The following is a 14,672-nucleotide window of genomic DNA, read 5'->3' as shown; positions in this document are numbered from 1 at the left end:
AAATAATAGAAATTCGGCACTTATACACAAAAATAAAAGAAAAACCTAATGGTAAAATTTAACATATGTGGATAAGTGGTTTTTCGATATTAAACAACTTTAAAGATAAATTTACTCTTCAGAGCTGAAAAACCAAACAAGAAGTTGACAGAGGAAAGTTAATTTACGTATAATAAATTGTATTGTCTATGAATAGAAGGTAATTTTTAATTTCCTTAGGGAGGTGTATGATAGATGAAACGCACATTTCAACCAAACAATCGTAAGCGCAAAAAGGTACATGGTTTTCGTACGCGTATGAGCACTAAGAATGGACGTAAAGTACTTGCCCGTCGTCGTCGTAAAGGTAGAAAGGTATTGTCTGCATAGGCCACTGAAGAAATCAGTGGTCTTTTCCACTTTTAAAGATCTGTTGAAGCATATATGTTTGATGATAATTTTTACTTTCTTAAGTGAAAAAAAGTGCTGGGGGGAGTAATCCCATGAAAAAGGCATACCGTTTAAAAAAGAATGAAGAGTTTCAGCTGGTGTTTAAAAAAGGACAATCTTTTGCAAATCGCCAGTTGGTACTTTATTTTTTGAAAAAGAAAGATCAAGATCATTTCCGCATCGGTTTATCAGTTAGCAAAAAAATTGGAAAAGCAGTGACGAGAAATCGAATTAAACGATATATGAAGCAAGCATTTCTTGAATTAGAAGATAATATTTTGAATGAATATGATTTTATTATTATTGCTAGACAGCCAACGGGAGATATGAATTTTTTTCAGATCAAGAAAAGCCTGCAACACGTTTTATATAAATCAAATTTGTTATCAAAAAAATAATAAGTAAGTGAAATAATATTGTCTAGATGTGATCAGAATAGCTAGAATCAATCATGAATTTAATGGTAGAATAACATTAATGAAGAGCAGATTTGAGTTAGGAGGAAGAAAATTGCGTAAAAAGGTCTTATTATTTGCGGCCTTAATAGGTGTGATCGTTTTACTTTCTGGATGTAACCAAGTTAATCAGCCAATAACACCCGAAAGTACGGGGTTTTGGAATCAGTATTTTGTTTATCCTCTGTCATGGTTAATTACATATTTTGCTGAATTATTTAATGGAAACTATGGATTGTCTATCGTAATTGTAACAATTGTTATTCGTACTGTTTTACTTCCGTTGAATATTAAACAGTTAAAAAGTTCAAAGGCAATGCAAGATATTCAACCACAGCTTCAAGAATTACGTCAAAAGTATAGTTCTAAAGATTCTAAAACACAACAAAAGCTACAACAAGAAACAATGAGTTTGTTTCAAAAGAATGGTGTAAATCCTTTAGCAGGATGTTTTCCTATTTTAATACAAATGCCAATATTGATAGGATTTTATCAGGCGATTATGCGTACCGAGGAAATTAAATCACATAGTTTTTTATGGTTCCAGCTTGGACAACCAGATTACATTTTGCCAATTATTGCAGCGGTTGCAACTTTCTATCAACAAAAATTAATGATGGCTGGTAGTCCTGCTAATCAAAACCCACAGATGAAAATGATGCTTTACTTAATGCCAGTAATGATCGGGGTATTTGCATTCTTCTTCCCATCAGCACTTGCATTGTATTGGGTCGTAGGTAATATCTTTATGGTTGCACAAACGATTTTTATTAGAAAACCAATGATGAAAGATACGCAAACGGGAGGAAGTAAAAAGTGAGACAAATAACTGCTAGTGGACAAACGATTGAGGAAGCGGTCCAATCAGCATTAAGGCAGTTAAACACAACAAAGGACCAGGTTACGGTTGATGTAATTGATGAAGGAAAAAAAGGATTGTTCGGTGTATTTGGCTCAAAGCAAGCGATTGTAAAAGTAACAAAAAATATGAATCCGATTCAGCAAGCGGAAGCATACTTAAAAAATGTTACCACAAAAATGGGTGTTGAAGTAGAAATTAAAACGACCGTGCATAATCAAGAGATTGTTTTTGAATTAGTTGGAGAAAAAATTGCTATTTTAATTGGTAAAAGAGGCCAAACATTAAATGCACTCCAATATTTATTGCATTTAGTCGTTAACAAAAAGAAAGATCACTTTTATACGGTAGTTCTTGATGCAGAAGGGTATAGAAAACGTAGAAAAGAAACGCTTTATTCATTAGCAGAAAGATTAGCAGAAAAAGCAATAAGAACAAGGCGAGAAGTTTCGCTCGAACCAATGCCATCTTTTGAAAGAAAAATCATTCATACTGCATTGCAAGATAATAATCGGGTTGAAACCTATTCTGATGGCATTGATCCGAACCGACATGTCGTAATTAAGCCATAAATAATATTGATAAAAAAACTTATTGAAAGCTTCAGATGTACTCTCATGCGTTCAGTTATCGTGGGTAAATAAAGAATAGCATACGAACAAGGATACAAATTGCTCAACGATTTGTATCCTTTTTTTATTGTTTTTTAAAATCTAGGAAAACTGTTTAGTTATTCACATGTGGATAAATAAAACAGAAAAAGAAATGTATAAACATGTGGATATTTTTCTTTTTTATGAATGTATGATAATCTAATATGTTAGTGATTGTAATAAGTTAATCACATGTGGATAAGATGAAAATTGATTTTAAATAAATGATTTTTTTATAATGGAGGTGATGGAAATTGGAGACAGATACAATAACAGCAATATCAACGCCGATTGGAGAGGGAGCAATCGCAATTGTACGTTTAAGTGGACCAGAAGCAATTGCGATTTCAAACACTGTCTTTAAAGGAAAAAATTTATCCAGTGTCGCTTCCCATACGATTCAATATGGGAAAATGATAGACCCGAGTACAAATGAGGTTGCAGAGGAAGTAATGGTATCTGTAATGAAGGGTCCTAAAACATTTACTAGAGAAGATGTAGTAGAAATTAACTGCCATGGTGGTTTGGTATCTGTAAATCGTGTATTAGAAATTGTCTTATCTCAAGGTGCAAGGCTGGCGGAACCAGGAGAATTTACAAAACGCGCTTTTCTAAACGGAAGAATTGATCTGTCTCAGGCAGAGGCTGTAATGGATTTAATTCGAGCAAAAACAGATCGAGCTATGAATGTGGCGTTAAAGCAAATGGATGGTAAATTATCTAAGCTTATTCAAAAATTAAGGCAAGAGCTACTTGAAACAGTTGCACATGTTGAGGTTAATATTGATTATCCAGAATATGATGATGTGGAACAAATGTCGCATGAAATAATGATCGAGAAAACAAAAATCGTGTATGCTGAAATAGAAAGGCTATTACAGTTGGCTAAACAAGGAAAAATTTTGCGTGAAGGATTGGCTACAGCTATTATTGGACGTCCAAATGTTGGAAAGTCTTCACTTATGAACGCACTTGTTCATGAGAATAAAGCAATTGTTACAGAGATCCCTGGGACGACAAGGGATGTGATTGAAGAGTATGTAAATGTAAGAGGCATTCCTTTGCGGTTGGTAGATACAGCTGGCATTAGGGAAACGGAAGATATCGTAGAAAAAATTGGGGTAGAAAGATCTAGACAGGTGTTAAAAGAATCTGACCTTATTCTAATGGTGTTAAATTATGCCGATGAACTCACGAATGAAGATGAAAATTTATTTAAAGCGATCGAAGGACTACAAGTAATTATAATTTTGAATAAAACGGATTTACCGAAAAAAATAGATATGGAAAGAGTAAAGAAGATTGCTTCTGGTTTTCCAATTGTTGAAACGACATTAATTGAAGAGAAAGGAATAGATCAATTAGAGCGTGCTATTTCTGATACTTTTTTTGAAGGGGAAATAGAAACGGGTGATTTAACTTATGTATCAAATGTTCGTCATATTCAATTACTCAAACAAGCTTTGAGTTCATTGAAGGATGCCATGGATGGGATGGAAGCTGGAATGCCAATAGACTTGGTACAAATTGATGTTACACGTACTTGGGAACTACTTGGAGAAATCATAGGGGATACAGTTCATGAAAGTTTGATTGATCAACTTTTTTCACAATTTTGTTTAGGAAAATAAGGGGCAATTTATTTATTTTATAGTGCCTGTACAAAGGAGAAATGAAAATGACTTATAACGCTGGTCATTATGATGTTATCGTTATTGGGGCAGGTCATGCGGGCTGTGAGGCTGCTGTTGCTTCCGCTAAACGTGGTGCTAAAACATTGATGTTAACTTTAAATTTAGATATGGTTGCCTTTATGCCATGTAACCCTTCCATTGGTGGGCCTGCTAAGGGTGTTGTTGTTCGTGAAATAGATGCGCTTGGTGGTGTAATGGGTAAAGTAATTGATAAAACCTATATTCAAATGAGATTACTAAACACGGGAAAGGGCCCTGCTGTAAGAGCATTACGTGCACAGGCAGATAAACCATTGTATATTCAAGAGATGAAACAAATATTAGAAAATGAAGAAAACCTTACACTAAGACAAGGTATGGTGGAAAAGCTATTAATAGAAGACGGTGTATGTAAAGGTGTTATAACAGAAACAAAAGCAGTTTATTATGCAAAATCAATTGTGATCACAACAGGTACCTTTATGCGTGGAAAAGTAATAATCGGAGATCTTGCATATGAAAGTGGGCCTAATAACCAACGTGCTTCTGTCGCTCTTTCGAAACATTTAGATGAGCTTGGAATTGAAATGGTTCGTTTTAAAACAGGAACACCACCAAGAGTAAACAGTCATACCATTGATTACTCTAAAACAGAGATACAGCCAGGAGATGAGGAACCACGGGCCTTTTCTTATGAGACAACGGAATTTATAACCGATCAAATTCCATGTTGGTTAACTTATACGAATGAATTCACTCATAAAATTATTGATGAGAATCTAAGTTTATCCGCAATGTACTCCGGTATGATTAAAGGAACGGGTCCACGGTATTGTCCATCAATTGAGGATAAAGTAGTTCGTTTTCATGATAAACCTCGTCATCAAATCTTTTTAGAGCCTGAGGGTAGAAATACAGAGGAGGTTTATGTCCAAGGACTTTCAACGTCTTTACCTGAATACGTTCAAAGAGATATGCTTCAAACGATTCCAGGTCTAGAGAAGGCAGAAATAATGAGAGCTGGTTATGCGATTGAATATGATGCTGTTGTCCCAACTCAACTATGGCCAACATTAGAAGTTAAAAAAATTCCTGGTTTGTTTACTGCAGGACAGATTAATGGTACATCTGGTTATGAGGAAGCAGCTGGTCAAGGTTTAATGGCTGGAATTAATGCTGCAGCAAAAGCCCTTCAAACGGAACCATTGATTTTAAATCGAGCGCAGGCATATATTGGTGTGTTAATTGACGACTTGATTACAAAAGGAACAAATGAACCTTACCGACTGCTTACATCGCGAGCGGAGTATCGATTATTGTTAAGACACGATAATGCCGACCTTCGATTAACGGAGATAGGTTATCAGTTAGGCACAATTAAAGAAGATCGATATCAAAAGTTTTTAGAAAAGAAACGATTAATAGAGGAAGAAAGAAAACGCCTTGAACGAATTATATTAAAACCGTCAGAAGATATTCAACGAATAATGGATCATACAGGTGGTACGGCACTAAAAGAAGCAGTTAAAGCATCTGACTTATTAAAACGTCCAGAAATCAATTATGAAATGATAGCAACGGTTACGCCTGCTGAATTACATTTGCCTGATGATGTAAAAGAACAAGTTGAAATCCAAACGAAATATCAAGGATATATCGATAAATCCAATCAACAGGTGGAACGGATGAAAAAAATGGAAGACAAAAAAATCCCAGAAAACCTAGATTACGATGATATAAGCGGGATTGCAACAGAAGCAAGAGATAAACTTAAAAAAGTACGTCCATTATCGGTCGGTCAAGCTTCACGTATTTCTGGAGTGAATCCATCAGATGTGTCGATCCTACTTGTATATATTGAACAAGGAAAAATAGCCCGCGTTTCTAATGAGTAAGGAAATAAAACGAATTTGAATAATGCATTAGCACTTCTCCTTGTGATGGGATAGGGGGAAGTGCTTTATATCCTTATTAACTAAGAAAAAATGTTGTAATATTTAAATATAAGAAAAAACATAACCTTTCCTATTTGGAAAATGTGTGTGTTTTTATATGTTATATGTCATTGGACAAACTATGTTTTATAATTCGAATAAGGAAAGGTTAGATGAATGAATACACAAACTTTTGTTGAACGTATAGAACAACATGGGATAAGTATCAATCAAAAACAGCAAGAGCAGTTTGCATTATATTTTCGTACGCTTATTGAATGGAATGAAAAGATGAATTTGACTGCTATTACAGAGAAAGAACATGTGTACGTAAAACATTTTTTTGATTCCTTATCTGCATCATTTTATTATAATTTTCATGTGGATACTCCTGTCCGTCTTTGTGATGTTGGAGCAGGTGCAGGCTTTCCCAGTATCCCACTAAAAATTGTTTTTCCAAATCTAAAGATAACTATTGTAGATTCATTAAAAAAGCGTATTACTTTTTTACATGAGCTAGCCGAGACGCTTGGTTTAGACAATGTTGAATTTTATCATGATCGAGCCGAAACATTTGGTAATAATGCAAAGTTCAGAGAAGCGTATGATGTAGTGACAGCGCGTGCTGTAGCAAGAATGTCCGTGTTAAGCGAATTGTGTCTTCCTCTATGTAGAGTAGGAGGAACATTTATCGCAATGAAAGGTCCTGGTGTACAAGAAGAATTAAATGATGCAACAGTTGCAATTAACACTTTAGGTGGCGAAGTGAATAATGTGGTAACTTTCCAATTACCTGATGGAAATGGTGAAAGAAATATTGCACTGATCGACAAAATAAAAAAAACTCCAAAGAAATACCCACGTAACCCTGGTGTTCCTAATAAAAGTCCATTGGAATAACCATTTACTTCATTTAATACGTTACATTTGAATGGCTCTATTAAATATATATTTAATAGAGCATACCCATACTTTTCCTACTAGACTTATGGTAAAATAGTTTTATAAACTTAAAAAGCATCATATGAAGATGCAATTTTTTTAGATTTAGTAAGTATTATAAAAAACATTGTTTCACGTGAAACAATGTTATCTTACCTAGTTACATAGTACTTAAGCATTGTTAATTGAGGTGGTGTTGTTGATGTTACACCCTTTTGGTCGAATATTTGGGAACGGGGATAAAGCAGATCAAGATATAAAAGATGCCATTAAAAATGAGGTTCAAGATGATTTTCATTCAGATGAGGTTATTCAAATCCCTGTAGAAAAAATTGAACCAAATCGGTTTCAGCCCAGATCTATTTTTAGTGAAGACAAGATTGCGGAATTAGCTCAAACGATACGTACACATGGTATGATTCAGCCAATTGTAGTAAGAAAATATGAGCAGGGTAAATTTGAGCTAATAGCAGGTGAAAGAAGATGGCGTGCAGTACAGGCGCTTCAATGGGAGAACATTCCTGCCATCATACGGAATATGTCTGATACGGAAACAGCGTCCGTAGCACTAATTGAAAATCTGCAAAGGGAAGAATTAACGGTAATAGAAGAAGCAATGGCATATGGACGATTACTTGAAATTCACAATTTAACACAAGAAGCATTAGCTCAACGACTAGGGAAAAGTCAGTCAACCATTGCAAACAAAATGCGATTGTTAAAGTTGCCTGAGTCGGTACAAAATGCACTATTGGATAAAAAAATTACAGAACGGCATGCTAGAGCTTTAATTATATTAAAGGATCCAGAAGCCCAACAAAAAATATTAACTGAAATATTGGAAAAGGATTTAAATGTAAAGCAAACGGAAGAACGGATTGCTAAACTTTACGAAAATAAACCAAAAAAGAAAAAACCTACATTAAAAGGTTTTAATAAAGATATGCGAATAGCAATGAATACAATAAGACAGTCCTTAAATATGGTCTCTGATACAGGAATTAATTTGGAAACGGATGAACAGGATCACGAGGAATACTATCAAATTACTATTAAAATTCCGAAAAATAAATAAAAAATACTCGGAGATTGCCGATACTTTTAATGCGATGGTACAACCGAACTGCCACAGAGCTGACTTAAAAACCATTTATTTTTAAAAATAAGAAACAATTTATACTTTCTTAACTTCAAAAAATACGATACCTACGATACCCATCTTTTATAATTAGGCATAACAGGAAATGCACTCATCTCCAATAATTTTTAATAGCCTATTAAGAAGATGGTTTTTTTTCACTTTAAACGAGAAAACTGTAATTTAGCATATTTATTTTGAACCTGACATTATTATATTGAAAGTTTTTAAACGAATTCTGTAATTAATCGTCCAATCACATAAAAAAATGATAGAATAAGAAGTAAAGAGTTTGTAAGGTAGGTGACACCATGGGAAAAATAATCGCCATTGCTAATCAGAAGGGTGGCGTTGGGAAAACGACATCAGCAGTCAATTTAAGTGCATGTCTTGCATACTTAAATCATAAAGTTTTGTTAGTTGACATAGATCCCCAAGGGAATGCAACTAGTGGTGTTGGAATTAACAAAGCAGATATGGATGAATGTATATATAATGTACTAGTTGAAGATTTGGATGCAAATAAGGTTTGTGTAAAGACACCAGTAGAGAATTTGGATGCCATTCCAGCTACTATTCAATTAGCTGGCGCTGAAATAGAATTAGTCCCAACAATTTCAAGAGAAGTTCGTTTAAAAAAAGCGTTAGAAAAAGTGAAAGATCACTATGAATATATCATCATTGATTGTCCACCTTCCCTTGGGTTGTTGACAATCAATTCTTTAACTGCAGCAGATTCGGTACTCATCCCGGTACAGTGTGAGTACTATGCCTTAGAAGGGTTAAGCCAACTGTTAAACACGATTCGTTTGGTACAAAAGCACCTTAACAAGGATCTAATGATTGAGGGCGTTCTATTAACGATGTTGGATGCACGAACCAATCTAGGAATTCAAGTAATCGAAGAGGTTAAAAAGTATTTTCAAGATAAAGTGTACCGATCTATTATTCCGAGGAATATTAGACTTGGGGAAGCACCAAGTCATGGACAACCCATCATTCTCTATGATCCAAAATCCCGTGGCGCTGAAGTTTATTTAGATTTAGCAAAGGAAGTGATTGCGAATGGCGAGAGGGTTAGGGAAAGGAATTAACGCTTTTTTTCCTGAATTGGAATCAAAGGATGAAGATTCAATTCAAGAGATTTCAACGAAAGAATGTCGACCAAATCCATACCAACCACGGAAAACTTTCCATGCAGATGCTATTGAAGAGTTAAAAGAATCCATTATTCAACATGGTATCCTACAACCTCTTATTGTAAGAAAAAGCATTAAGGGTTATGAAATTGTTGTTGGCGAAAGACGCTTTCGAGCCGCAAAAGAGGCTGGTTTGGATAAGGTACCTGTCGTTGTAAAAGAATTAACAGATGAGAAAATGATGGAGCTTGCTTTATTGGAAAACCTTCAGAGAGAGGACTTAACCCCAATAGAGGAAGCATATGCTTATTCAAATCTGATGAGGGAATTGAAGATCACTCAAGAGGAATTAGCTAAAAGACTTGGGAAAAGCAGACCTCATATTGCCAATATTGTTCGACTTCTGACTTTACCAGAACAAGTTAGTGCATTGATTAATAACGGCGAACTATCGATGGGGCACGGTAGGGCGATTTTAGGATTAAAAGATAAAGATAAACTAATTCCACTCGTAGAGAAAATTCGTAAAGAAGAGTTAAATGTAAGACAGGTCGAACAGCTTATCATTAAAATAAATGAAAATTCAACACAGAAAAAACAAGAAAAGCCCAAAAAAGATATTTTTCTTGCGGAACGTGAAAGTTTATTACGCGATCAACTTGGTACTGGAGTAAAAATCCATAAAGGAAAGAGAAAAGGTAAAATAGAAATTGATTTTTTCTCAGATGAAGATTTGGATCGAATACTTGAATTGTTTCAATCCTAAATGATGGGAACTAGTCTGACGGCCTAAGGAGAACAGTAATTTCCTTATGAGTCAGACTTTTTTATGCTATAGTTATGATTTAATCTTGATTATACACGAAAGAATGCATCGTATTTATAAATCATAAATCGATTAACAATGTTCCACGTGAAACATTGTTAATAAAATATATTAAAAATCATGTCGAAAAAACGCTATTTGAACATCCTCTATTATTAGAATCATATCTATTTAAGGAACACATTGATCAAATACTATCTGGAGTTGTAGCAATGGTTTTATTAGGAGCATTAGTAAATGGTTTGTGCATTGTAATTGGCACATTTATAGGCTTATTTTTCACTAAGATACCTGAACGTTATAAAGAGACAATTATGCATGGCATTGGTTTAGCAGTAGTATTAATTGGACTACAAATGGCTTTTCAAACAGAAAAGATTGTCGTTGTTTTATTAAGTATACTTTCTGGTGCCATAATTGGAGAGGCGTTGCATTTAGAGAAGAAACTTAACCTATTAGGCACATGGATTGAAAAGAAAAGCAACACAAAAGGGGAAACAAGTATATCTCAAGGATTTATCACCGCTTCTTTAATATTTGTTATCGGTGCAATGGCAGTAATAGGGGCTTTAGATAGTGGATTGAGGGGAGATCACGAAGTTTTAATTACTAAGTCTATTATTGACGGTTTTGTGGCTTTAGTGTTAACCACAACATTGGGTTTTGGTGTGGTGTTTTCTACTGTTCCTGTAGTACTATATGAAGGAACGATTGCACTACTTGCAACACAAATTGAAAATTGGCTTCCTGATACTTTTTTACAAGGATTTATAGTGGAAATGACTGCAACCGGTGGACTTCTTATTGTTGCGATAGGATTAAACTTGTTAAAACTCACAAAAATTAGGGTGGCAAATTTGTTGCCATCTATTATAACTGTCGGATTTGTTTTAGTTATTTACGATTTCTTTATAAAATAAAAAACAGGAGTCAGCAATAGGCGACTCCTGTTTTTATTCAAAAAGAAATTTAAAGTGCGTGTTCAAAAAGTTGCCAAATTAGAAGCAAGCAGGTCGAGGCGACGCAGTTTTGAGTAGCGCAGCGTATGCTTTTAATACGTGAGGAACGGAAAAACAAGCCAACGAAGAGATGCGCAGCTTATCATTTGGCGACTTTTTGAACATCCTCTTAAATCGGTTTTTGTGAAAGATTCGTTACTTTCTTTCTAATTAGGTGTAATTGTTTGTCCATATAAGAAAGAACATTTGCTATCGATCCAGCCATCCTTATAACAGTGTCCAAACGAGTGTTTTGCAATATATAATATTCCATAAATCCAGCTACATTGACTACTCCTGAAATATGAACGTCTCCTACATCTGGAAGTGCTTTATTTAATGCAGCACCTGGTTTCAGAGGACCCCTTCCAGCAATAATGGAACCGATCGATTTTGTTTTTCCTAAACAGGCATCAACGGCAATAATATAAGGATTGGAGAATTGTTGCTTAATATGAAGCAATTCATCCTCTAAATTCACTGCATGAACAGGATTTGAGATGGTTCCAAAGACAGTTAACTCTTTCATTTCCCTTTCCTTTAAGAACATTCCAGTGATTGGACCAAGTGAATCACCTGTTGAACGATCCGTTCCTATACATAAAATGATTATGTCCTGTGAACCATTAGGAATCCAATCTAACAGATTTTCCCCCATCTTTATAGTCAAAAGTGGATCATCAAAAGTAAACCTATGCTCATTTTTTGGAGATTTTTTTTTCATTAGATTCATAGCTTATCCTCCACCAACATATTGGTATTAGTATACGACTAATTTAAATGTTCTATACGTCGTCCTAAAAAGAAGGTTGGAGGAACAGACATGATCAATTCCGGTATTAAGTGGATGTTTTTAATAATTGGCGCGACAATTGGTGCAGGATATGCTTCTGGAAGGGAATTGTGGCAGTTTTTTGGGCCTGAAAGTGGACTAGCTATAGGCCTTTTCGCCATATTATTCTCTTTTTGTATTTATGTTATTTTGCTCATTAGTTTTGAAAATAGTGCTACTCATTATTTACCAGTACTTCAGAAAATAGTAGGAAAAAGATTGTCTGGTTTATACGATGCAATGATCATTTTATACTTGTTTTCAACAACAGTGATCATGTTAGCAGGCAGTGGTGCGACTTTACAAGCATTTAACTTTTCTAAATGGTGGGGGATTGGTCTTATTTCTGCTTTGCTTATTGTTGTGTTTATTTGGGATATACGAGGGATTGTATCACTGAATACGTTTATATTGCCTCTTCTAATTGGTGGTCTACTTTACGTTTTGCTTTTGTTTAACATGCAGCAAGATCTATCCCTATTCCCAGATTTAAATCATCAGAGTAATTGGACTGCTGCACTACCATTTACAGCATTAAATATTTTGCCTTTAATTGCTGTATTAGGAGCGGTTGGTAATCAAATGAAAAGCAAAGTAGAAATCTGGATAGCGAGTATAGGAAGTGGTGCAATACTCGGAACTATTTCTTATATTTATAATGGGAGTTTAATTCAGATATCAGAAGAAATACTGTTATATGAGATTCCCTTGTTTGCAATATTAAAACATTACCCATATATAATGTTTTTATTTATTTCTATTCTTTTGTGGATTGCGATTTTTACCACAGCTGCATCAGGTATATTAGGGCTTGTCACAAGATTTCGTAGTTTTGTAAAAGGACCATTTTGGTTATTAGCCGCGTTGACGATTGTATTGATGCTACCTTTAACAAGCTTAGGTTTTTCAACCCTAATACAATATCTTTATCCATTGTATGGTGTTCTTAATTTATATGTGTTGTCGTGTTTACTTCTTTATCCGATCATAAATAAATTCAACTAAATGGGGAATGGGAAAGCAAATGAAGGAAACATGATATAATTTGATTGATTTTCAAGTTGAACATCTAAGTACATCGGGATGTCGTTTTTTACTTAAAAATAGTAATAATAAACCGATGAAAATAAAGTACGGTTTGATATTCCACTTCTACGTATAGTGATGTATGCTAGAGATAGAATGAATAGCACATCATATTTAAGGTTAAGGGGTGAAAATAAGTGCCAAAAAAAGAATACCAACTAAACGATATTGTCCAAATGAAAAAGCCTCATCCTTGTGGTGAAAACAGATGGAAAATCATTAGAATGGGAATGGATATCCGTGTAAAGTGTGAAGGATGTGGACACAGTGTGCTTATTCCAAGGCCGCGATTTGAAAGCAAGATGAAGAAAGTTTTAGAGCAAGCAGACAATTAATGTTTCACATGAAACAATTGAACACTCACTTGAAAATAACAGTAACTTTCTTTTTTTAATGGTCAGGTGTAATGGAAAATATACTTTTCTTAAACAAATATGAAAAAACAAGGGTATGTGGAACCCTTGTTTTTTCATATTGATAGCTTGTTATTTTATCAAACTGTAACTATAATTGGAATGACTGAAACGTTCATATGAGCGGTATCCTTAAGGAGTGGTAAGTTTTTATGGCATTAACAGCAGGAATTGTCGGATTGCCCAATGTTGGGAAATCAACGTTGTTTAACGCAATCACCCAAGCTGGTGCAGAATCGGCAAACTATCCATTTTGTACAATAGATCCAAATGTAGGAATAGTTGAAGTTCCGGACTTCAGACTAAACAAATTAACAGAGCTTGTAAATCCAAAAAAAACCGTACCTACAGCATTTGAGTTTACAGACATTGCAGGAATTGTTAAAGGTGCGAGCAAGGGGGAGGGATTAGGAAATCAATTTCTTTCACACATTCGTCAGGTAGATGCTATTTGTCATGTTGTTCGATGCTTTAATGATGATAATATTACCCATGTGTCAGGAGGGGTAGATCCGATCTCTGACATAGAAACGATTAACTTAGAACTTATTTTGGCTGACCTCGAAACGGTGATGAAACGAATTCAGCGCGTTGAAAAGATGGCAAAACAAAAAGATAAGGATGCTGTTACGGAGTTTGAAGTATTAACAAAACTTCGGGATGCATTTGAGGATGAAAAACCGGCCAGATCAGTAGAATTAACCGATGAGCAACAGAAAACGCTAAAAACACTACATTTGTTAACAAGTAAGCCGGTCCTTTATGTAGCAAATGTTGGAGAGGACGAGCTTCTAAATGTTGATCAAAATAAATATGTCCAACAAGTAGAAGAGCTTGCTGATAATGAAAAGGCAGAGGTAGTGGTGATTAGTGCAAAGGTAGAGTCTGAAATCGCTGAATTGGACGGAGAAGAAAAGGAAATGTTTTTGGAGGAACTAGGAATTAAAGAGTCGGGCCTTGATCAATTAATTAAAGCAACGTATCAGTTATTAGGTTTGGCGACTTATTTTACTGCGGGAGAACAGGAAGTTCGTGCTTGGACATTTATAAAGGGAATGAAGGCACCGCAAGCTGCAGGCATCATCCATACTGATTTTGAACGTGGATTTATACGTGCAGAAACCGTATCATATGACGATTTGGTCGAATCAGGTTCCATGAATGGAGCAAAAGAAAAAGGGAAAGTTCGATTAGAAGGAAAAGACTATTTGGTGCAAGACGGCGATGTTATCCATTTCCGTTTTAATGTGTAAGAAAGGATCTCTCCGTGCAGTATATACAGCATGTAAATAAAT

At 34.9% G+C, this 14,672-nt stretch carries 15 protein-coding genes; 14 read left to right on the top strand and 1 reads right to left on the bottom strand.

All coding sequences use genetic code 11. From position 1 onward, the window contains the following. Positions 1-234 precede the first annotated feature (234 nt). The 11 genes from rpmH (at position 235) to NC797_RS15945 (ending at position 10,968) form a co-directional block, all read left to right on the top strand. Complete coding sequence (gene rpmH / locus NC797_RS15995) at positions 235-369, top strand: 50S ribosomal protein L34 (protein WP_019377820.1); 135 nt, start codon at positions 235-237, stop codon at positions 367-369. 113 nt (positions 370-482) lie between these two features. After that, positions 483-827, top strand: coding sequence for a ribonuclease P protein component (gene rnpA, locus NC797_RS15990; protein WP_272437822.1), 345 nt, complete (start codon positions 483-485; stop codon positions 825-827). A 112-nt stretch (positions 828-939) separates the two neighbouring features. Beyond that, positions 940-1,704: a YidC family membrane integrase SpoIIIJ gene (gene spoIIIJ / locus NC797_RS15985; RefSeq protein WP_272437821.1), complete on the top strand. Its 765-nt coding sequence runs from the start codon at positions 940-942 to the stop codon at positions 1,702-1,704. Further along, positions 1,701-2,315, top strand: coding sequence for an RNA-binding cell elongation regulator Jag/EloR (gene jag / locus NC797_RS15980; protein WP_272437820.1), 615 nt, complete (start codon positions 1,701-1,703; stop codon positions 2,313-2,315). The genes spoIIIJ and jag overlap by 4 nt, the downstream gene beginning before the upstream one ends. 335 nt (positions 2,316-2,650) lie before the next feature. Further along, entirely contained in the window at positions 2,651-4,027 is a 1,377-nt protein-coding gene (mnmE, locus tag NC797_RS15975; protein ID WP_272437819.1) for a tRNA uridine-5-carboxymethylaminomethyl(34) synthesis GTPase MnmE, read from the top strand. A 47-nt stretch (positions 4,028-4,074) separates the two neighbouring features. Continuing rightward, positions 4,075-5,964, top strand: coding sequence for a tRNA uridine-5-carboxymethylaminomethyl(34) synthesis enzyme MnmG (gene mnmG / locus NC797_RS15970; RefSeq protein ID WP_272437818.1), 1,890 nt, complete (start codon positions 4,075-4,077; stop codon positions 5,962-5,964). A gap of 216 nt (positions 5,965-6,180) precedes the next feature. After that, complete coding sequence (gene rsmG, locus NC797_RS15965) at positions 6,181-6,903, top strand: 16S rRNA (guanine(527)-N(7))-methyltransferase RsmG (RefSeq protein ID WP_272437817.1); 723 nt, start codon at positions 6,181-6,183, stop codon at positions 6,901-6,903. 244 nt (positions 6,904-7,147) lie between these two features. Then, the gene (gene noc, locus NC797_RS15960; RefSeq protein ID WP_272437816.1) at positions 7,148-8,020 is read left to right on the top strand and encodes a nucleoid occlusion protein; all 873 of its coding nucleotides are present in this window, start codon (positions 7,148-7,150) and stop codon (positions 8,018-8,020) included. Between the two features lie 374 nt (positions 8,021-8,394). Beyond that, complete coding sequence (locus tag NC797_RS15955) at positions 8,395-9,177, top strand: ParA family protein (RefSeq protein ID WP_272437815.1); 783 nt, start codon at positions 8,395-8,397, stop codon at positions 9,175-9,177. After that, positions 9,149-9,988, top strand: a complete 840-nt coding sequence (locus tag NC797_RS15950; RefSeq protein ID WP_272437814.1) for a ParB/RepB/Spo0J family partition protein — start codon at positions 9,149-9,151, stop codon at positions 9,986-9,988. The genes NC797_RS15955 and NC797_RS15950 overlap by 29 nt, the downstream gene beginning before the upstream one ends. Positions 9,989-10,260: 272 nt before the next feature. Continuing rightward, the gene (locus tag NC797_RS15945) at positions 10,261-10,968 is read left to right on the top strand and encodes a DUF554 domain-containing protein (protein WP_272437813.1); all 708 of its coding nucleotides are present in this window, start codon (positions 10,261-10,263) and stop codon (positions 10,966-10,968) included. Between the two features lie 208 nt (positions 10,969-11,176). Here the strand turns inward: NC797_RS15945 and yyaC are convergent, their stop codons facing one another. After that, positions 11,177-11,779, bottom strand: a complete 603-nt coding sequence (gene yyaC, locus NC797_RS15940; RefSeq protein WP_272437812.1) for a spore protease YyaC — start codon at positions 11,777-11,779, stop codon at positions 11,177-11,179. Between the two features lie 90 nt (positions 11,780-11,869). Between yyaC and NC797_RS15935 the strand changes: the two genes are divergently transcribed. The 3 genes from NC797_RS15935 (at position 11,870) to ychF (ending at position 14,630) form a co-directional block, all read left to right on the top strand. Further along, positions 11,870-12,883: a YkvI family membrane protein gene (locus tag NC797_RS15935; RefSeq protein ID WP_272437811.1), complete on the top strand. Its 1,014-nt coding sequence runs from the start codon at positions 11,870-11,872 to the stop codon at positions 12,881-12,883. Between the two features lie 218 nt (positions 12,884-13,101). Continuing rightward, positions 13,102-13,299 (top strand): DUF951 domain-containing protein, encoded by a 198-nt coding sequence (locus tag NC797_RS15930; protein WP_272437810.1) that lies wholly within the window; start codon positions 13,102-13,104, stop codon positions 13,297-13,299. A gap of 230 nt (positions 13,300-13,529) precedes the next feature. Continuing rightward, positions 13,530-14,630, top strand: coding sequence for a redox-regulated ATPase YchF (gene ychF, locus NC797_RS15925; RefSeq protein WP_272437809.1), 1,101 nt, complete (start codon positions 13,530-13,532; stop codon positions 14,628-14,630). Positions 14,631-14,672: the final 42 nt, after the last annotated feature.

The sequence above is a fragment of the Terrihalobacillus insolitus genome (assembly GCF_028416575.1).
Classification (GTDB): Bacteria; Bacillota; Bacilli; order Bacillales; family Amphibacillaceae; genus Terrihalobacillus; species Terrihalobacillus insolitus.
Note: the sequence above shows the minus strand (reverse complement) of the source record. Positions and strands in the feature narration are given on the sequence as shown.